The organism is Flavobacterium xueshanense (assembly GCF_900112975.1).
Classification (GTDB): Bacteria; Bacteroidota; Bacteroidia; order Flavobacteriales; family Flavobacteriaceae; genus Flavobacterium; species Flavobacterium xueshanense.
Genome location: NZ_FONQ01000002.1, coordinates 284,558 through 304,018, shown reverse-complemented (window position 1 = coordinate 304,018; position 19,461 = coordinate 284,558). Strand labels below are relative to the sequence as shown.

General features: G+C 32.8%; 20 protein-coding genes and 1 tRNA gene. 6 read left to right on the top strand and 15 right to left on the bottom strand.

Annotation, left to right across the window (positions count from 1 at the left end):
- Positions 1 to 3: 3 nt before the first annotated feature.
- The 7 genes from rfbD to BMZ76_RS03515 all read right to left on the bottom strand — a co-directional run bounded on the left by rfbD (position 4) and on the right by BMZ76_RS03515 (position 6,942).
- Positions 4 to 846, bottom strand: a complete 843-nt coding sequence (gene rfbD / locus BMZ76_RS03545) for a dTDP-4-dehydrorhamnose reductase (protein ID WP_091203337.1) — start codon at positions 844 to 846, stop codon at positions 4 to 6.
- Positions 840 to 1,118, bottom strand: a complete 279-nt coding sequence (locus BMZ76_RS03540) for a dTDP-4-dehydrorhamnose 3,5-epimerase family protein (protein WP_091203336.1) — start codon at positions 1,116 to 1,118, stop codon at positions 840 to 842. The genes rfbD and BMZ76_RS03540 overlap by 7 nt, the downstream gene beginning before the upstream one ends.
- Positions 1,119 to 1,283: 165 nt before the next feature.
- Positions 1,284 to 2,276, bottom strand: a complete 993-nt coding sequence (locus tag BMZ76_RS03535; RefSeq protein WP_091203335.1) for a hypothetical protein — start codon at positions 2,274 to 2,276, stop codon at positions 1,284 to 1,286.
- A gap of 9 nt (positions 2,277 to 2,285) precedes the next feature.
- Positions 2,286 to 3,965 (bottom strand): DUF6909 family protein, encoded by a 1,680-nt coding sequence (locus BMZ76_RS03530; protein ID WP_091203334.1) that lies wholly within the window; start codon positions 3,963 to 3,965, stop codon positions 2,286 to 2,288.
- A gap of 42 nt (positions 3,966 to 4,007) precedes the next feature.
- Entirely contained in the window at positions 4,008 to 4,886 is an 879-nt protein-coding gene (locus BMZ76_RS03525; RefSeq protein WP_091203333.1) for a carboxypeptidase-like regulatory domain-containing protein, read from the bottom strand.
- 8 nt (positions 4,887 to 4,894) lie between these two features.
- Positions 4,895 to 6,394, bottom strand: coding sequence for a GH3 auxin-responsive promoter family protein (locus tag BMZ76_RS03520; protein WP_091203332.1), 1,500 nt, complete (start codon positions 6,392 to 6,394; stop codon positions 4,895 to 4,897).
- A gap of 35 nt (positions 6,395 to 6,429) precedes the next feature.
- Positions 6,430 to 6,942, bottom strand: coding sequence for a peptidase (locus tag BMZ76_RS03515; protein WP_091203331.1), 513 nt, complete (start codon positions 6,940 to 6,942; stop codon positions 6,430 to 6,432).
- 211 nt (positions 6,943 to 7,153) lie between these two features.
- On the opposite strand from BMZ76_RS03515, the gene tatA reads away from it, so the two are divergent.
- Positions 7,154 to 7,327, top strand: coding sequence for a twin-arginine translocase TatA/TatE family subunit (gene tatA, locus BMZ76_RS03510; protein WP_091203330.1), 174 nt, complete (start codon positions 7,154 to 7,156; stop codon positions 7,325 to 7,327).
- A gap of 40 nt (positions 7,328 to 7,367) precedes the next feature.
- Here the strand turns inward: tatA and BMZ76_RS03505 are convergent, their stop codons facing one another.
- The gene (locus BMZ76_RS03505) at positions 7,368 to 9,491 is read right to left on the bottom strand and encodes a Tex family protein (RefSeq protein WP_091203329.1); all 2,124 of its coding nucleotides are present in this window, start codon (positions 9,489 to 9,491) and stop codon (positions 7,368 to 7,370) included.
- Positions 9,492 to 9,555: 64 nt separating this feature from the next.
- On the opposite strand from BMZ76_RS03505, the gene BMZ76_RS03500 reads away from it, so the two are divergent.
- Positions 9,556 to 9,825 (top strand): DUF1294 domain-containing protein, encoded by a 270-nt coding sequence (locus BMZ76_RS03500; protein ID WP_091203328.1) that lies wholly within the window; start codon positions 9,556 to 9,558, stop codon positions 9,823 to 9,825.
- On the opposite strand, the gene BMZ76_RS16045 is transcribed toward BMZ76_RS03500, so the two are convergent.
- The 5 genes from BMZ76_RS16045 to BMZ76_RS03485 form a co-directional block, all read right to left on the bottom strand.
- Complete coding sequence (locus BMZ76_RS16045; protein WP_244281742.1) at positions 9,804 to 10,256, bottom strand: DUF4143 domain-containing protein; 453 nt, start codon at positions 10,254 to 10,256, stop codon at positions 9,804 to 9,806. The genes BMZ76_RS03500 and BMZ76_RS16045 overlap by 22 nt on opposite strands.
- A gap of 54 nt (positions 10,257 to 10,310) precedes the next feature.
- Entirely contained in the window at positions 10,311 to 10,601 is a 291-nt protein-coding gene (locus BMZ76_RS16040; RefSeq protein WP_244281741.1) for an ATP-binding protein, read from the bottom strand.
- Between the two features lie 38 nt (positions 10,602 to 10,639).
- A complete protein-coding gene (locus BMZ76_RS16035) occupies positions 10,640 to 10,873 on the bottom strand; it encodes a hypothetical protein (RefSeq protein ID WP_244281740.1) in 234 nt (77 codons plus the stop codon).
- A gap of 98 nt (positions 10,874 to 10,971) precedes the next feature.
- Positions 10,972 to 11,400 (bottom strand): ribose 5-phosphate isomerase B, encoded by a 429-nt coding sequence (gene rpiB / locus BMZ76_RS03490; RefSeq protein ID WP_091203327.1) that lies wholly within the window; start codon positions 11,398 to 11,400, stop codon positions 10,972 to 10,974.
- A gap of 730 nt (positions 11,401 to 12,130) precedes the next feature.
- Positions 12,131 to 12,364: a hypothetical protein gene (locus BMZ76_RS03485; protein ID WP_091203326.1), complete on the bottom strand. Its 234-nt coding sequence runs from the start codon at positions 12,362 to 12,364 to the stop codon at positions 12,131 to 12,133.
- A gap of 119 nt (positions 12,365 to 12,483) precedes the next feature.
- Here BMZ76_RS03485 and rnr point away from each other — a divergent pair, with 119 nt between their 5' ends.
- Genes rnr through BMZ76_RS03470 form a run of 3 tightly spaced genes read left to right on the top strand, consistent with a single transcriptional unit; the run spans position 12,484 to position 16,070 of the window.
- Positions 12,484 to 14,676, top strand: coding sequence for a ribonuclease R (gene rnr, locus BMZ76_RS03480; RefSeq protein WP_091203325.1), 2,193 nt, complete (start codon positions 12,484 to 12,486; stop codon positions 14,674 to 14,676).
- Between the two features lie 5 nt (positions 14,677 to 14,681).
- Entirely contained in the window at positions 14,682 to 15,350 is a 669-nt protein-coding gene (locus BMZ76_RS03475) for a head GIN domain-containing protein (protein ID WP_091203324.1), read from the top strand.
- A gap of 42 nt (positions 15,351 to 15,392) precedes the next feature.
- Positions 15,393 to 16,070, top strand: coding sequence for a LysE family translocator (locus tag BMZ76_RS03470; RefSeq protein WP_091203323.1), 678 nt, complete (start codon positions 15,393 to 15,395; stop codon positions 16,068 to 16,070).
- A 601-nt stretch (positions 16,071 to 16,671) separates the two neighbouring features.
- Here the strand turns inward: BMZ76_RS03470 and BMZ76_RS15840 are convergent.
- Positions 16,672 to 16,742: transfer RNA gene (locus BMZ76_RS15840), tRNA-Cys, on the bottom strand.
- A 104-nt stretch (positions 16,743 to 16,846) separates the two neighbouring features.
- Entirely contained in the window at positions 16,847 to 17,206 is a 360-nt protein-coding gene (gene folB / locus BMZ76_RS03465; protein ID WP_091203322.1) for a dihydroneopterin aldolase, read from the bottom strand.
- Positions 17,207 to 17,332: 126 nt separating this feature from the next.
- On the opposite strand from folB, the gene BMZ76_RS03460 reads away from it, so the two are divergent.
- On the top strand, positions 17,333 to 19,435 hold the full coding sequence (locus BMZ76_RS03460; RefSeq protein ID WP_091203321.1) for a glutamine--tRNA ligase/YqeY domain fusion protein: 2,103 nt from the start codon (positions 17,333 to 17,335) through the stop codon (positions 19,433 to 19,435).
- Positions 19,436 to 19,461: the final 26 nt, after the last annotated feature.

The window sequence follows — 19,461 nt, the reverse complement described above, 5'->3', positions numbered from 1 at the left end:
AAACTAAATTGTTTCGTCCCATGCTCTAATTTCAATATCAAAAGCCCTTTTGATCTTGCTTTTATTTAAAACACTGTATTTAGGCCTTTCAGCCGGAGTTGGATAACTTGAAGATGGAATTGGTTTTACATGGATGTTTATACTATTTATTTCGAGTATTTTTTGAGCAAAATCATACCAGCTACAATGTCCTTCATTACTGAAATTGTAAATTCCGTACCTATTGATTTCCGGATTTTCAGAAGTCTGTAAAATAATTTGTACCAAAGCATGGGCTAAATCAACTGCATTTGTTGGTGTTCCTATCTGATCATCAACAACGGATAAACTGTCTCTTTCAGCTCCCAATCGCAACATGGTTTTCATGAAATTATTCCCAAATAAAGAGAAAATCCAAGAAGTTCTTATGATAAAACATTCTTTTATCGTTTTTTGAATAATTTTTTCACCATCTAATTTAGTTTGGCCGTATATACTTTGAGGATTGGTACTATCATCCTCTGTGTAAGGTCTGTTTTTGGTACCATCAAAAACAAAATCAGTAGAAACATGAATTAACTTTGTTTTGAAATCCCGACAAACTTCTGCCAAATTTTGTGCCCCAATGACATTAATTTCAAATGCTTTTTCAGGTTCACTTTCTGCTTTATCAACTGCTGTGTAAGCAGCCGTATTAATACAAAAATCAGGTTTTACTTTTGTGAAAACTAGCTCAATCGATTCCTTTTTAGTAATATCTAAGGTTTTAGAATCACAAAAAACAAAGTCAATTTCAGGATAACCCGCAACGATAAATTGCAATGATTGTCCCAATTGTCCATTCGCACCCGTTACAAGAACTACCATATTTTTTTTTCGTTTTCTAAAGTCAATAATACGAAATGTTTATCGGAAATTAATTCGTTCGCCTGTGCATGAATTTCCGTTTGACAATGCACTCCGCGAAGCACTCCTGTTGTTGAAAAACATTGATAATTTTGAACAAAATGAACATCCTGATGCACTTCTTTTTTTAAGGCATTCTCTTTGAAACTTATCATAAAATAGCCCCTTTTATTTTTAATAAATTCCGATTCTAAACTGTGACATCCGTTGATTTGAGTCGGTATAAAATTCATGATTTAATTTAAATAATAACAAATACATGCATTTCGAAAACTTTTTTAGTAATCATGACACAAATCCTTTCAATTTTAATTGCAATATAATGCATTTTGTAGCATTCTTATGAATAGTAAAAAATTGAGAATCCTCTGGTTGAGAATTAAATTTATCTCTAAAAATTAAGCTTTTATTTGTTGTGCTTTTAATGATTGTTTTTTATAAAAAGCAATAAAAAAACGTATGAAAATAAAAATAAGAATAAATACAAGTGGCAAAATTAATTTTAATTTACCATTGATAGAGGTTGTATTTTCTTTATTTATAGTTGTGCTGTTGTCTTTGATGATTTTATCTGAAGATAACAGAGCCACTTTTAGATTTCCTATCTCTTTAATTAATGATTCTTTAGTTTTGATAACGTCATTTAATTGTGTGTTTTCATTGTAATATACCAATTTATCACTCTTTTGATGGTTTCCGGAAGCGGAATTCGAAAACTCATTCAATATTCCATCTATTTGAGAAACAATGGCATCGTTTGTCTTTATTTTTTGTTGAATGTTTTTAACTGAAACTTTCTGAATTCTATTGTAATAATCGCTGGTATTCAAATAGTTTAGCAGGGGTTGTATTCCTTTTTTACTTTCGGTTATACCCTTTGTTAATAACGTAATGGTATGAAAAGCGTAATTCTTACTCGTAGTCGTTTCTTTTACAATCGATTTTAAATCCCCATCTTCTGACATCAATTTTAGTAACTCAAAATTTTGTTCGCTGTTATTGATGAAACCATAAACATCAACTATTGGTTCAATTGTAATTTTTGTTATTTTAGTTGGTTCCTGAATACCTATTGATTTTAAAAAAGCGGTATCTCTTTCGTTGATTTTAGCAGTTAACAAATCAATTTTTGAATACAAATAATCCGTGCTTCCAAAATTTGGAGTTACAATAATTTCATGATTGTAGGTCTTCTTAGTTGAATCTAAAAACATCCCTACTCCAAAACCAAGCACGAACAAAATCAAAATCACTACTGCATTTTTTACAAAAAACCGAATGCATCTGAACAAGAATGTATTAAAATCCTGAAATATATTGCCAATTTTTCTAGAAATTTGCATCAAATCAATTTCCTGATCGTCTTGATTATTGGGCACGTTTGTACTCATTTATATTTTTTATTTTACGTTGAAAATTTGTTCCAATATCTTAATCGTAATCAAATACGTTGGTTTTACACCCGTAGTCCCCAGTCCGCCTGAAGCCAATGTGCTTCCTGTTTCCAGTGGATTATCAGAGGCATAATAAGCATATCTAACTTTAACATCGTGAGGAACACTCTTTCTGATTTTTGAAGCAGATTGTATCGCTTTTTGGTAATATGAACCTTCCATTTCCAGTCCGATAATTCCCCAAGTCGATTCATGGAAAAACTTCAATAAATCTCTGTTTTGTAAAGAAGTTCCTAAAACAGTAACCATTGGACCTGCAAAAACAGCAATATCATTTCCTTCAAACATATCAGCAGTTAATTCATTTTTGAAAAAATAATTATCCGCTGTTCCTTCATTGATGTGCGCATTCGGAATCATAATATCCCCTTTTCCACCTTCCAGAATTCCAGCTTTCCCCATGATAGAAACTGATTCCACATTCAGTAAGATGTCTTTTTTAAATGGTTTCAACAACTCATCAATCGTTTCATAAGCCTGTTCCCCAAATGCATAATCCATAACGATTAACACTGGTTTTTTATCTCCTGTATTTGCCTTAGGAAAAGATGTTTTTGCCCAGTCAATTTTGGCAGTATCAAAAATCTGAACATCGATATTCGTTCCAGATGTGTCCGGCAACGAAATCATTCCAAATTTCAAGGCTGCTTCTTCGACTTGGTTCCGGACAGCATTCGCGCCGGACTTACTCAGTTCCTCATAAATAAAGAAATCAGGCTTGTCCTTGAACTTGGTTTTTAAAACTTTAGTTGCAAAAATAGAGTTCATCACACTGTGCATGTTCGCACTGATCACGTGAATCGGACGGTCTAAAAGTTGGTTTTCTTTCAAAACCTCCTTGATGTTAGTGGCCCAAATTTCCCCGTGAATATGGTGTCCCAATCGCTCTCTTAAAATAGGACTAAAGGTAATCGTTCTTTTATTATCATCTACAATTTCTTCAATGGCGAGTTTCCCCAACCAAAAAATGACATGCAAAAAGCGATCTGGCGCAGCAGCTGAACCAAAAGCATCATAAATATCCAATACTTCCTCAAATGTTCTCCCAAGAATATTAGCGGCATGTGAAATGGCTTTTTCTTTTTCAACAAGAGTTAGTTTCTTCTTTTGGGAAACCGCTTGTTCCAGTTTGAACCAGTCGCGGGAAACCTCACCGGCATCATCCAGCAAAACCCTGTTTCTAATTTTGTGTGATTCGATGAAAATAAAGGTCAAATGCGTCAGAATGTCATAAATATCTGATCGTCCGCGGGTAATCTCCACGTTCATTTGTTCCTCATCAATTCGGTAACAATTACGGCGTCTTTTTGGCGGTACAATCGCCTGAAAATGAGATTTTGAATACCCTTCTTCCGAAGTTAAATTGATAAATCTACATTCTTCAATTCCTACCGGCAGACGTTCAATTACATATAAAAGTCCGTTCAATTCTACTTTTTCTTCGGCAATATTCCCATAAATTTCTGGTCGTAATGCTAATAATGCTTCACGCAACGTATCACCTGAAATTCCCATTGGTTTGTAAAATCCTCTGTTGAAAAGATGGCGCATCGTGATATACATTTTTTCAATGGCAGCCGATGATTCTTGCGATCTGGAACGTGATATATTTTTTGTTTCTTTCATACTTTTTTACTTTTTTAACCTGCAAATGTAAGTTTTTAACTTTTAGTTTATTAATGTCATATTGATTGCAGGCTCAATAACAGCACCTCTGACACTTTTGTTTAATTCAAAATCTATTTTTGGCCTTTTATTCCATCTCCCATTAGAATAAGTAAATGTTAAATCTCTATCTTTATAATTAAACACCAAGGATGGAGCATAATCAAAATCTTTGTATGTTTTTTTTAATTCTCGATTCTTATATATGAATTCGATCTTATTATTTTCAATCAACATCCATTCAAACGCAACAAATATTCCTTCTTTCGGAATATTCAGATTATATTTTGATAATTCTACAGTGTTTTTTATCGTACCTTTTTTTACAAATACAACTATATCTTCCCTAATGAAATCTTCTCCTGGAAATCCATCTTCTTTAACTTTATAAATTCGTAATTTAAAACTAGCTTTTTTTATTTTACTATAGGTGTAAATTATTACTTCTTTTATAAAAGGAGTTTTTATATAATCAATTTCATATTTAAATAACTTGGCATAAATCCATGGCGCTCTTCTTGAGATATGAATAGCACTCGTGCTTTTTGAATCCCCAATAAGCCTTGTTAATTCTTTTTTATTCTTATTAATTACCACCTCATTCAATTCAAATGTTATTTCTTTCAAAACCACTTTTTCTGCACCCGCAACTTTAACTTTCTTGGTTTCAAAACCCAAAGCGGAGAAAATCAAAACCTTATTTTGATCAACTACATTAATAGAAAATGAACCATTTTCCTCAGATGTCGTTCCTGAATTTTCGTTTTCAACCCAAATATTAACATAGGGAATTGGTTTATTACTTTCATTTAGAACAATGCCTTTAATTTGTGAATAGATACAAGTACTCAATAACAATAACAACAGTGCAAATTTTTTCATTTTCTAATTTATAAATTTTCTAATTTATCCACAATATTTCTATCATTTGAAAGCCTTGGGATTTTATTTTGACCACCCAGCTTCCCTATCGATTTCATGTAGTCTTGAAAACCATTTTTAGCAACTTTGGTGACCATCACTTTTTGGAGCACTTTACCCACAATCAAATCATCATAATACATGTTCTGTTTTCGCATCGCGTTGTCTAAAGCTTCCGCAAACGATGCGCTGTCTTCCGGTTCATTTTCAAACTCAATAAACCATTCATGATACGGTAATCCTGCTGCTGGAGTGATTTGAGGTGCGACCGTAAATTCATTGATTCGAATGTTAGTTCCAATAATTGCTTCCTGCAGCGCGCTTTCTACTTCTTTCCCAATTACATGTTCGCCAAAAGCAGAAATATAATGTTTGATTCTTCCCGAAACGATAACTCGGTATGGCTTTAAACTGGTAAATTGAACGGTATCTCCAATATTATAGCCCCAAAGTCCCGCATTAGTAGAAATAATCAAAACATAGTTTATGCTCAATTCTACTTCGCCAATGGTATAACGTCTTGGTCCCGAACCTTCTGGATTCGTATAAAATTCGTCGCTTTTTATAAATTCATAAAAAATTCCCGAGTTCAAAAGCAGTAACATTCCCTTTTCCTTTTGCGAATCCTGATACGCGAAAAATCCTTCCGAAGCCGGAAATAACTCAATACTGTCTACTTTTCGCCCTATCAAATTTTCAAATTTAGCGCGGTAAGGTTCATAATTCACACCGCCGTAAATAAACAAATTGAAGTTTTTGAAGATTTCCCCAACAGGCTTCCCTCCTTTTTGATGCAATTTCTCAAAATACATTTGCACCCAGGAAGGAATTCCGGAAATCACAGCCATGTTCTCGTTGATTGTTTCCTCGACAATTGCATTCACTTTGGTTTCCCAATCTTCGATACAATTGGTTTCCCAAGAAGGCATTCTGTTTTTTTGAAGGTATTTTGGAACAAAATGCGCCACAATTCCAGACAATCTTCCTAATTTAATTCCGTTTTTTTCTTCTAATATTGGACTCCCTTGCAAGAAAATCATTTTACCGTCAACAAAATCTGCATTTCCGGTTTCGTGAATATAATGCAAGATCGCATTTCGGGCCGCCTCAATATGATACGGCATGGATTCCTTAGTTAACGGAATATATTTGGCCCCGGAAGTCGTTCCGGAAGTCTTGGCAAAATAAAGTGGTTTTCCTTTCCAAAGGATATTTTTCTCGCCTTTTACCACCTTATCCACGTATGGTTTCAGCTCCTCATAATCGCGAACCGGAACTTGTTTAGCAAAATCCATCTCGTTTTTTATTTGGTCAAAATGATGGTCAATCCCAAATTGTGTTTGTTTGGCATCTTGGATTAATTGCAACAACACTTTTCTTTGAGTTGCAATTGGATTGTTGGACCAAAGTTGTGTTTCCTTGTATATTTTTTTTGCAAATAATTTTGCTGCAAATGATTTTATTGACATTTTTGTTTTGTTCTTTTAAAATTGAAAGATACTTTTTATTTCGGATTTCCACTCCTGGTTTTCAAGGAGCTTGAAAGAGAATTTTTATCTTCTTTCGCTACTTGTTCCCGCAGTTCCAGTTCTTGTTTTGATGGCGATAAATCAACAGGTATAGTAATTTCATCTGCTGCTTCCAGTATGGAATCTTTATTAAATTTAGCGTATTCTAACTCTCCCGTCAATACTTTCTGGATGGATTTGATGTAGGCTTCATTTCTTTTTAAAGCCTTGGACAACGAATCTGATTTCAAGGCTAATTCCGTTGCGTCTCGCTTTAATTTTGACGAGGAATATCCTGGTATTAATTCCCGTAAAGGAGTAAAAGCAATAATTAAAGTAGTGACAAATGTGATAATTATTGCGCCCAAAGTCGCTACCACAAAAACGTTCATTAAGGTAAGTTTCAATGAAAATGTCTCTTCAAAAGTATCTTCGTTTAGTATGATTAAACGTCTTTTATTAAATAAATTTTCCTTGATTTTGCGTCGCTTTTGTCTTTTCTTGGACATATAATTTGATTAATAAACAAATATAACAATTTTTGTCCTTGCTTGTGTTTACTTGTATTTATACCGCATAGCAAACCTTAATTAATTTTTAGTAAATTTTTAACGCTTTTGAAACCAAATAAATGAGGTAAATTGAATTTCCGTAAACTATTTCTATCTACCTTTGCTTTTAGATTTATTACAAATTCGCTTCGGCATAAATTATCGTATTATGAGTAGTATAGGTGTTACAGAAATCCTTGTTATATTAGCGATTGTTTTATTACTTTTTGGTGGTAAAAAAATCCCAGAACTTATGAAAGGCTTGGGAAGTGGAATCAAAGAGTTCAAAAACGCAGCCAAAGATGGTCAGCCAGCTGATAAAAAAGAAGAAGAAACAAAATAAAAAAAGGCTTTTCATAATTTGAAAAGCTTTTTTTTATGGTTTAAATAACCATACTCAATTGAATTCTCTTTCTGTCTTCATCTACTTCGGTGACTTTGACCTGAACATGCTGGTGTAATTTAACCACTTCATTCACATCGCTGACAAAACCCGCTTTGAGTTGGGAAATGTGAACCAATCCGCTTTCTTTGACTCCAATATCTACAAAACAACCAAAATTAGTAATGTTATTCACAATTCCCGGTAAAACCATTCCTGTTTTTATATCTTTTATCGTTTTTACATTCGGGTCAAATTCAAAAACTTTGGCTGATTTTCTTGGATCTAATCCCGGTTTTTCGAGTTCTTTGATAACGTCTTTCAATCCCAATAAACCTATTTCTGGAGTAATGTAATTTTCTGGTTTTATTAAGCCTGTTTTTTCCTTATTGGCAATCAAATCATGTACCGTCAATTTCAAATCTTTTGCCATTTTCTCCACAATTCCATATGCTTCCGGATGAACAGCCGAATTATCCAACGGATTTTTTGCGTTCGAAATTCGGATAAAAGCAACGCCTTGTTGGTACGCTTTTTCACCCAAACGCGGCACTTTTTTAAGTTGTTTTCGATCTGTAAAAGGACCATTTTCAGAACGATATTGAACAATGTTTTCGGCCAGCTTCTCTCCTATTCCACTCACGTAACTCAATAAATGCTTGCTCGCCGTGTTGATGTTTATCCCAACTGAATTCACGCAACGAATCACCGTATTATCTAATTCTTCTTTCAACTTGTTTTGGTCAACATCATGTTGGTATTGGCCTACGCCAATGGCTTTCGGGTCAATTTTCACCAATTCAGCCAATGGATCACTTAATCGTCGCCCGATAGAAATCGAGCCACGAACCGTGACATCATAATTCGGAAATTCATCTCTGGCAATTTTGGAGGCAGAATATACCGATGCACCCGCTTCTGAAACGATAAAAACTTGGACCGGTTTATCAAAAGCTATTTTCTTGATCAAGAATTCGGTTTCACGTGAAGCGGTTCCGTTTCCTATAGAAATGGCATCAATTTTATAGGAATTCACCATCGAACGGATTTTTTTCATCGCCATCGCTTCCTCTTTTTGAGGTGCGTGCGGATAAATGGTTTCATTGTATAACAAATCTCCTTTTTCGTCCAAACAAACAATTTTACATCCGCTTCTAAAACCAGGATCAATCGCCAGAATTCGTTTTTCTCCCAAAGGCGGTGCTAGTAATAATTGCCCCAGATTGTTCGCAAAAACCTGAATGGAATTGGCGTCAGCCTTAGCTTTAGCTTCTTGTAAAGCTTCATTTGAAATTGCTGGATTCAGCAATCGTTTGTAACTGTCTTCAATAGCTAGTTGAATGTGTGGCGTAGTTTTATTTTGACCTTTTAAAATTAACGTGTCAGTAATATCATACGCTTCATCAATATCTACTTCAACTTTAAACTTGATAAATCCTTCATTTTCGGCACGAAGCATGGCTAATAATCGATGCGAAGGTGCTTTACTAAGCGGTTCTGACCAGTCGAAATACTGATTGAATTTCTGTGCTGCTTCGTCGTCTTTTTTTGTTTTTACAACTTTGGTGGTGATAATGGCTTTGCGTTCATACAATCGTCGGAGTTGTTTTCGAACATAAATATTTTCATTAATCCATTCGGCAATAATGTCTCTTGCTCCTTGTAATGCCGCTATTTCGTTGATGACCTTTTCATTCAAATACTGTGTGGATATAAAATCGACATCGTTATTATTTTGCGCCATGATGATTTTGGCCAGCGGTTCCAATCCGTTTTCTCGCGCAAGATCGGCTTTTGTTTTTTTCTTTTTTTTGAATGGCAGATAAAAATCTTCCAATTCCTGTAAACCGAAGCTCTGTTGGATTTTTTTCTCTAATTCTGGACTTAGCGCATTTTGTTCCTGAATCGATTTTAAAATCGCTTCTTTGCGTTTTACAATCACTTCGTATTCTTTTTGAAGCTTTGCAATTTGTTCTATTTGTACTTCATCCAGATTTCCTGTTGTATCTTTTCGATATCTGGAAATAAACGGAATCGTACAATCTTCCTGTAATAATTGTACTGTTTTTTGAATGTTTATCGCTGCAGTGGCAACGACTTTTGATATGAATTGTATGTTGGTCATTTTAAATTTAAGATTATAAAATCATGTTGCTAAAATAGTATCTTTGAGTCAAAAATCCTTATTTATGTCTTTTTTATTCTGGTACTTTCCGCTTATGAACTTGGTTGCTTTTTCAATAGTAGGAGTTGACAAACGGCTGGCCATACAGCAAAAATGGCGCATTTCTGAACGCAATTTATTGTTTACAAGTGTTTTTGGCGGAACAATTGGTTCTGGATTAGCGATGCTTGTTTTCCGACATAAAACCTCAAAAATGTCTTTTTTATGGAAGTTTTTTTTAATTGGTTTGCTCCAAGTTTTTATTGTGTATTTCTACGTTATAAAATCTAAATAATTACGCTTGTTAATTACTTCAAAAGTAGCATCTGGATAAGCTTTGGCGAAAGCGGCAGGAATTTTAACTTTTTTGGTTTCACTGCACTTAAACTTAAATCCCGCCAGTTCTTCTCCTTTTTCTTCAAGCCAATCTAGTTCTTGCTGATCATAAGTGCGCCAGAAATAATTATTGGTTTTTATTTTTAGGTATTTTTGCTTTTTAACGCGTTCTACAGCTAAGTAATTTTCCAATAAATCGCCTACATCTGTTCTGGAATCCAAACGATTAAAATTATTAATGATGCCGTTTCTAATCCCAATATCATAAAAATAGCAACGGCTGGATTTTACAATTTCTTTTCGGAGATTTCTTCTAAATCCTTCTACTTTAAAGATAATAAACACCTTAGAAAGCAAATCTAAATAAATAGACACTGTATTTTTTGACATTTGCAATTGATTTGCTAATTCATGTAGCGACACTTCTTTTCCTAATTGATAGGCTTATAAACGCAGCAAATCATATATTTTATCGGTATGTTTTATTCTTTCAAATACTAAAATATCTTTCAGTAAATACGAATTAATGATTTCATATAAATACTCTTTTTTGTCTTGCCAGTCTGGATATTGAATCAGTTCAGGGTAACTTCCACAGAGTAATCTTTCCTCTATTTTTTCTGTAGTTTGTTTGTAATTTTCGTATTGCGAATATTCCATTTGTGCTATTGGAAAAAGATACATCGTATTTTTTCTTCCTAACAATGGTTCGCCAAGATTGTTGTTTAAATCCAATATCAGGAATCGTTTGGGCTTCGTCTATAACCAGCAAATCAATATTGAGTATAATCCTTGTAATTTGCTACGGAACGTTCTTTGAGTAAATTAGCGGCAATGATATCTTCTCCGTTCAGTTGCAAATAACTTTCATCAGGAATAGTTTGAAGGTAATTTTTTATTAGTTTAGTTTTTCCACCACGACGAGCGCTTAATAAAATCAATACTTTGTTAGGAAGTACTTTTTTACCAAAATCTTGAAATAATGCTCTTTTTAAATAATCTTCCATTCTATTTGATTTAAAAACCTAAATCAACTACAATCAAAAAATAGTAATTCAGTCAGTCCACTGACTGAATTAATGTAAATTCAGTCAATAAAAAGAGTCTAATAAGAAATTTTATCCACTCTTGTTTGATGTCTTCCACCTTCAAATTCTGTATTTAAGAACGCTTCTACCATTTCTACTGCCTGTGGAATTGAAGTAAAACGTGCGGGAATACTAATAATATTCGCATCATTATGTTGACGCGCCAAAACTGCAATTTCTTTTATCCAACATAAAGCAGCGCGAACTTTAGACTGTTTATTCACTGTCATAGAAATTCCGTTTCCACTTCCGCAAATAACAATTCCAAAATCAGCTTTTCCCTCACTAATATCCGTTGCAACCGGGCGACCAAAATCAGGATAATCTACACTTTCTGCGGAATCTGTTCCGTAATTAGTTACTTCGTGTCCTTTTGCTTTCAGCATTTCGACAATTGCTTTTTTGTAATCCGGGCCTGCGTGATCATTTCCTATCGAGATTTTCATGTTTTATGTATTAAGTTGTGTTCTGCAAATTTAATTAAAGTAATCTATTCTGATGAATTTAAATATAACTTCTTCATTCGACTATTTTAATTGAAGCGTACCTTTAAAAATGAATTCAACAAAAGGTTCTGTAACTATCAGATTTCTATTAAATTAAAGGTTATCAACAATTCTTTTAAATGTATAAATAGCTGTAAATCAATGAAAGTTATATATTTAAAATGTTAAAAATTTGTATTGTTAATAGCAAAACGCAATTGCTTGATATTCAGTTAACTTTAAATTAACACAAACTGTTCATAACTTTGGATAGAAAATAAGAACTATTTTTTAATTGTATCGAAAAAATATGTAATCCAAAACCTAGTTTTTAAATCCTAATTTAGTTCGGAGAATTTTTAGAATAGTTATCAATATTAAAAAGTAGGTTATCAACAAAAAACCGCAGCACGAGTTATTTACAAAAGCAATAGTTTTTATGTTATCAACGATTGTTAATTAAAATATAAAAATACTTTAAAACTAATACTTTATCGCAAAATAAGTATGTTGATAACTCTCAATAAAATCTTTAAACTTGGTTTCAAAGCTTTTTAAAATAAATTTATTGCTACTATTAACACGCTATAATAACAACCAAAAAATAATTTAAATTTAATTTTTCTTTTTTATTATATTAATATATGTTGACAACTTTCAAAAAATTAAAACTTAAAAATTGATTTCAAATCTAAACGATTTTCAAATTGTTGTTCAGATTGTCTAATAATTCCTGAACTTTTTCAAAATCATTGAAATGAATTTTGAGTTTGATTCCACCGTATGCGAAACTTCCAAACGGATCAATGGAAACCAATGTTTCATTTTCAAAAAAATAGTGAATATCTTCCTGCTCCAGCAAATGCTTTATAACTACAATTTCATGCGAATAATTAAAAATTGCAATGGTTTGAAATTCTTCCATTTTTGATACTTTTTATAAAGGTACAACTATTCTGTAAAGTTATATTTTCTTTAAAACTGTGAACTCTTTACCGATAACAATTTAGTATTTTGTAATTTTAGACTTTTAAGAACAGATTTATGAGTAAAAGATTAAGAAAGCCGATAAAAAAAGAGAAAGATTTCTCTGAAAAAATTATAAAAATATTATCGCAAAGTGCTAATAAAGCGTTCAATTATAAACAAATAGGTGCAAAGCTGGAGCTCGATGATACCGAAAGCAGAAATCAAATTATCAAAGATTTGAAGATTTTGGCTTCGCAAAATAAAATTATAGAATCAGAACCGGGCAAATACTTAGTGAAAGCTGAGAGTAAAGAGTATTACGAAGGTAAGATTGACATGACCGGACGAAAAACAGCTTATTTTGTTTGTCCTGAAATGGAAGAAGATGTCTTTATCCCCACCAATAACTTGAACCACGCTTTAGACAAAGATATCGTCAAAGTGTATGTTTACAATCGCAGAAAAGGGAAAAGACCGGAAGGTGAAGTAATTGAAGTAATTGAAAGAAACAAAACCGACTTTGTTGGTGTTATTGACATTCAAGCTAATTTTGCTTTTGTTTCTACTGCAAATCCAAAAATGTATACCGATATTTTTATTCCAAAGGATAAAATAGGCGAGGCGGAGCAAGGCGATGTAGTTTTGGTTCACATCGAAGATTGGCCAGCCAGAGCCGATAGTCCTTTTGGTTCTGTAATAAAAGTTTTAGGTAAACCAGGAGAACACGATACGGAAATCCACGCTATTCTTGCTGAATACGGATTACCATCTGAGTTTCCTATTGAAGTAGAAACGTTTGCACAAAAAATTGATACTTCGATTGAAGATGATGAAATTGCCAAACGTCGTGACATGAGAGATACGTTGACTTTTACGATTGATCCAAAAGATGCGAAGGATTTTGATGATGCACTTTCCTTCAAAAAATTAGAAAACGGTAATTATGAAATTGGTATACACATTGCCGATGTTTCATATTATCTTAAAGAAGGAACAATCCTGGACGATGAAGCGTATCAAAGAGCGACTTCGGTTTATTTAGTAGATAGAGTGGTACCAATGTTACCGGAAGTATTATCAAATTTTGCGTGTTCTTTACGCCCAAATGAAGAAAAATATACTTTCTCTGCTATTTTCGAAATAACAGAAACAACGCAAGTAGTGAATCAATGGTTTGGTCGAACGGTAATTTACTCCGATCAACGTTTTGCTTACGAAGAAGCGCAATACATCATAGAAACCAAAGACGATGTAATTCCTGAAGAAATTTCGATTACGGGAAGTTCGTATCAAGTTTCTTCAGAAATTGTTGCTGCGACGCTAAAAATGGATGAATTAGCTAAAATTTTTAGAAAAAGAAGAATGGCTGAAGGAGCGATATCTTTTGATAAAGTTGAAGTCAAATTCAATTTAGATGAAGCCGGAGAACCTCAAGGGGTTTATTTTAAAGTTTCAAAAGATGCCAATCATCTGATTGAAGAATTCATGCTTTTGGCCAATAGAAAAGTAGCGGAATACATTGGAAAACAAAAGAAAACTTTTATTTACAGAATTCACGATGAACCAAATGAAGATAAATTAATTGCCATGCAAACGGTGATTGCTAAGTTTGGTTACAAAATTGATTTCCGTAACAAAGGCGATATTTCAAAATCATTGAATGCGTTGATGGAAGAAGTGAATGGTAAAAAAGAACAAAATTTAATTGATACGCTTGCGATTAGAAGTATGAGTAAAGCCAAATATTCGACGGATAACATAGGACATTACGGTTTAGCTTTTGATTATTATTCGCATTTTACTTCACCAATTCGTCGTTATCCGGATGTAATGGTGCATAGATTGTTGCAACATTATCTAGACGGCGGAAAATCTGTAGATGAAGAAACGTATGAAACAAAATGTGTTCATTCGTCCACAATGGAAGGTTTGGCAACCAATGCCGAACGTGATTCTATTAAATACATGCAGGTAAAATATATGCAAGATCATCAGGATCAGGAATTTTTAGGAGTAATTTCAGGTGTGACAGAATGGGGAATTTATGTTGAAATTATAGAAAATAAATGTGAAGGAATGTGTAGAATTCGGGATATAAAAGACGATTATTACACCTTTGACGAAAAACAATATGCACTAACCGGCGCAACTTCTGGTAAATTATTACAATTAGGAGATGAAATTTACGTTAAAGTAAAAAATGCCGATTTAGTTAAAAAACAACTGGATTTTAATTTTTTAAGAAGAATTGGAGAACCTCTAAAATAAAAAAAATGAAAAAATTAATGATTATTGCTTTTGTATTTTTGAGTCAATTAACAAATGCTCAAGCAACCAGAAACTTAGGAGATTTTGATGAAGTTAAAGTTTTTGATAAAATCAATGTCAAATTAATTGAATCTTCAGAGAACAAAATTGTCGTAACAGGAGCTCGCGCTGACGAAGTGGAAACGGTAAATAAAAACGGAGAATTGAAAATCAGAATGCCTTTTCCACAATTATTATCCGGTGAAGATATTATGGTTAAATTATATTTTAAAAACCTGGAAAGTATCGCTGTGAGTGAGGGAAGTTATGTTTCAAGTGAAAAAGATTTTAAACAAACAAGCTTAGATTTGAATGCAAAATCAGGTGGAGAAATAAACTTAGACATAGATGTTGATAAAGTAAGTGTGAAAGCAAATGCTGGTGGAATAGTTACTTTATCCGGGAAAGCGAAAAATCAAGATGTTGTAATAACTTCTGGTGGAATTCTAAACGCAAAGGATTTAGAGACTTCACAAACCACAATAAGTGTTGCTGCAGGAGGAAAATCAGAAATCCATGCGTCTACATTAGTTGATGCAAAAGTAAGAGCTGGAGGCTCTATTTTTATCTACGGTAAACCAAAACACATTAACACAAAAGTTTTCATTGGCGGAACGATAATTGAAAAAAATTAGTATTATAGTGTATATTTTGGCGGTAATAAATTTTAATTTTTAATGGTAAACGATATTGTAGCTGGTATTCCATGGGGAATTTTCTTAAGTTTTATGATTGGTCCTGTTTTTTTTATTTTACTGGAAACAAGTATTATAAAAGGATTTAGAGCGGCTTTAGTATTTGATTTAGGAGTCATTTTAGGAGATATTGTTTTCATTGGAATTGCTTATTTAGGAAGTTATCGGTTAATTCAAAGTTTAAAAGATCAGCCGGCCCTTTTCATTTTTGGAGGTGTATTGATGTTAGTTTATGGTATAATTTCCTTCCTACAATTAAAAAAGGAGGAAAAGATAAATACAGATATTATTGACAAGGAAATTGTCAAAAAAAACTACATAAGCCTTTTTATAAAAGGTTTTCTGTTAAACATTATCAATATTGGTGTTCTTGGTTTTTGGCTGGCAATCATTATTTCTGTTGGGCCAAAATTAGAAATGCAAACACCCAGAATGATTACTTTTTTTATTGCAGTTATTGGAACTTATTTGGTTGTAGATTGTATCAAAATACTTTTGGCAAAACAATTAAAAACAAAACTTACTCCTGTAAATATTCTTAAAATTAAAAAAGGAATCAGTATTGTAATGATGGTTTTTGGAATGGTTTTAATTACTCAAGGGTGGTTTCCGGAAGAAAAAGCAATGGTAAAAGATGCATTCGATAAAATTGATAATTAGATAGATTATAATTTTCATAAAACAGTAAAAAGCCTTGACTCTAAATAAATTAGGATTAAGGCTTTTTATTATTTAAACTATTATGACTTTATGGCAATCTAGTCGAAAGCTCTATTAGTCAAATGTATGAGATTTTAAACATTTAAGTCATTTATGTTTTATAGACTTACTAAAACCTAATTACTTAATAATTAAAATATTTTTCATAAAAATTGAAACAAAAAAAAGAGACACATTTCTGTATCTCTTTTAGAGGCATTGTCCGGATTCGAACCATATCTTTACTTAATTTTTCTTAAAAATTAGATAAAAAAACTTCCAAATTGCTTTAAGATTTTTGAATATCGTCTGGATTCAAACCATACTTTACTTAATTTTTCTTAAAAATTGAAACAAAAAAAGAGAAACATTTCTGTATCTCTTTTAGAGGAATCGTCCGGATTCGAACCATATCTTTACTTAATTTTTCTTAAAAATTAGATAAAAAAACTTCCAAATTGCTTTAAGATTTTTGAATATCGTCTGGATTCGAACCATACTTTACTTAATTTTTCTTAAAAATTGAAATAAAAAAAGAGACACATTTCTGTATCTCTTTTAGAGGCATCGTCCGGATTCGAACCGGAGTAGGAGCTTTTGCAGAGCCCAGCCTAGCCGCTCGGCCACGACGCCATTGTTAAACGGATGGCAAAAGTACTTAAAAAGTTTAATGTTTAAAAGATTAAAGTTTAAAAATTTTAAAAAATATTTTTTTATTCTTTTTAAGCATTTCTTATTCAACTTCTGTATTCTTCCATTTCGATAGTAACTGCTTCAACATCACCGCCAATAGGAGGATTAAGTTTAGAAACCGCCACGATAATTCTGGAAATTTCAGGAATTTCTTCAAATATGCGCGTTATGATCCGGTGCGCCACATGTTCTAATAAGTCCGAACGAATCGCCATTTCGGCTACAACAATACGATTCAAGAGCACGTAATCAACTGTATCTTTCAAATCATCCGTTAAACTGGATTTTCTCAAATCTGTCTTGACTTCTAAATTCACGGTATAGTCTGATCCAATTTTTCCTTCCTCGATTAAGCAACCGTGGTAGGAATAAGTTCTGATATTTTTAAGTTTTATAATTCCCATTATTTTATTTTTTTGTTTAAAAGTGTAAAGTGTAAAGAGAAATTGCTAACTTTTCATAGGTTTCTGTGGAAACATTAAACTTTAAACCTCAAACTTTTTTTATCTTTGCTAAAATAAAACAAAAAAATGTCAACTGAAGAAAAATCACTCCATTTTATAGAACAAATCATCGAAGACAGTTTATCAAACGGTTTTCCCAAAGATAAATTACGTTTTCGTTTTCCGCCGGAGCCAAATGGGTATTTGCACATTGGTCATGCTAAATCGATTTGCTTAAATTTTGGTTTAGGATTAAAGTATAATGCGCCGGTAAACTTGCGTTTTGACGATACCAATCCTGCCAAAGAAGAGCAGGAATATGTAGATGCCATCAAAGAAGATTTGAAATGGTTGGGATTTAATTGGACGGAAGAATTATATTCTTCTGATTATTTTCAGCAATTATATGAATGGGCGATTTCGATGATTAAAAACGGAAAAGCGTATATAGACAGTCAATCGTCAGAAGATATGGCTTTACAAAAAGGAACGCCAACACAACCAGGAGTTGATGGTCCTCACAGAAACCGTTCTGTTGAAGAAAATCTTACTTTATTCGAAGGAATGAAAAATGGTGATTTTCTGGAAGGAAGTCATGTTTTACGTGCTAAAATTGATATGACTTCTACGAATATGTTGATGCGTGATCCATTAATGTATCGTGTTTTGCACCGCCATCATCATAGAACTGGAAACGATTGGAAAATTTATCCAATGTATGATTATGCACACGGTGAAAGTGATTATATAGAGCAAATTTCACACTCTATTTGTACGTTAGAATTTGTCATGCATCGAGAATTATACAATTGGTTTTTGGACCAAATTTATGATGACTCAAAAGTAAGACCACATCAATATGAATTTGCGCGTTTGAACTTGAATTACACCGTAATGAGCAAGCGAAAACTGTTGCAATTAGTTCAGGAAAATATAGTGAATGGCTGGGATGATCCCAGGATGCCAACGATTTCAGGATTAAGAAGAAGAGGTTATACAGCGAATTCTATTCGTAAGTTTTGTGATATGATTGGTGTTGCTAAACGAGAAAATATAATTGATTTTTCTCTTTTGGAATTTTGCCTGCGCGAAGATTTGAATAAAACGGCTCCAAGAGTTATGGCAGTTTTAGATCCAATAAAATTAGTGATTACGAATTATCCGGAAGATAAAGAAGAATGGTTGGAAGCCGAAAATAATCAGGAAGATGAAAGCGCAGGATTTAGAAAAGTTCCTTTTTCAAAAGAATTATTTATTGAAAGAGAAGATTTTCTTGAAGATGCTCCGGCAAAGTTTTTCCGATTGAGTTTAGGCAGAGAAGTACGTCTTAAAAACGCTTATATTATTAAAGGAGAAAGTGTTATAAAAGACGCTGCTGGAACGATAACTGAGATTCATGTAACCTATGATGAAGATAGTAGAAGCGGAAGTGGGAGCGAAGCCAGTCAGCGAAAAGTAGCGGGAACCTTGCATTGGGTTTCTATACAACATGCTTTGGAAGCAGAAGTGCGTCTCTATGATAGATTGTTTATCGATGAAGCACCAGACAGTCATAAAGAGAAAAATTTCTTGGAATTCATGAATCCTGATTCATTACAAATTGTAAAAGGATTTGTAGAACCAAGTTTAGCAACAGTTCATTCCGGAGAGAAATTTCAGTTTCAACGATTAGGATATTTCAATGTGGACAAAGATTCAACGGAAGGCAAAATTGTCTTTAATAAAACCGTTGGATTGAAAGATGCTTGGGAAGAAAAAGGTAAAAAAGAAGAAAATTTATTGATGAATACTCAAAAAGAAATCAATAAATATGTTAAGGAAAAAGATGAAAACAATGCCAATTTGATTCTTAACGCCATTGTTGAAAACATAAAAAGTATTGATAATTACAGTTTAATTATTCAGACTATTGTCAAAAATATTAAGAATGATAATAACTCGTTGTTGTTTTCAAATCTGATTTTGCATCATTCCGATAAAGTACAAGTAAAAGATATTGAAGAAGAATCTTTGACAAAATTATATACGATGTCCTTAAAAAGTCAAATGGCAGCTGTTAGAATTTTGGCAATTGAAAATTTACAAAATGATTTGAATAATTTTAGTCTTTTTCAGATACAACTTTCAGAAGTGAAAAAAAACGAAAAAAACGAAAAAGTTTTGCAATTATTAAATGCCCTTAAAATTTAAGCTTTATTTTTTAAATAGGTTTTAAC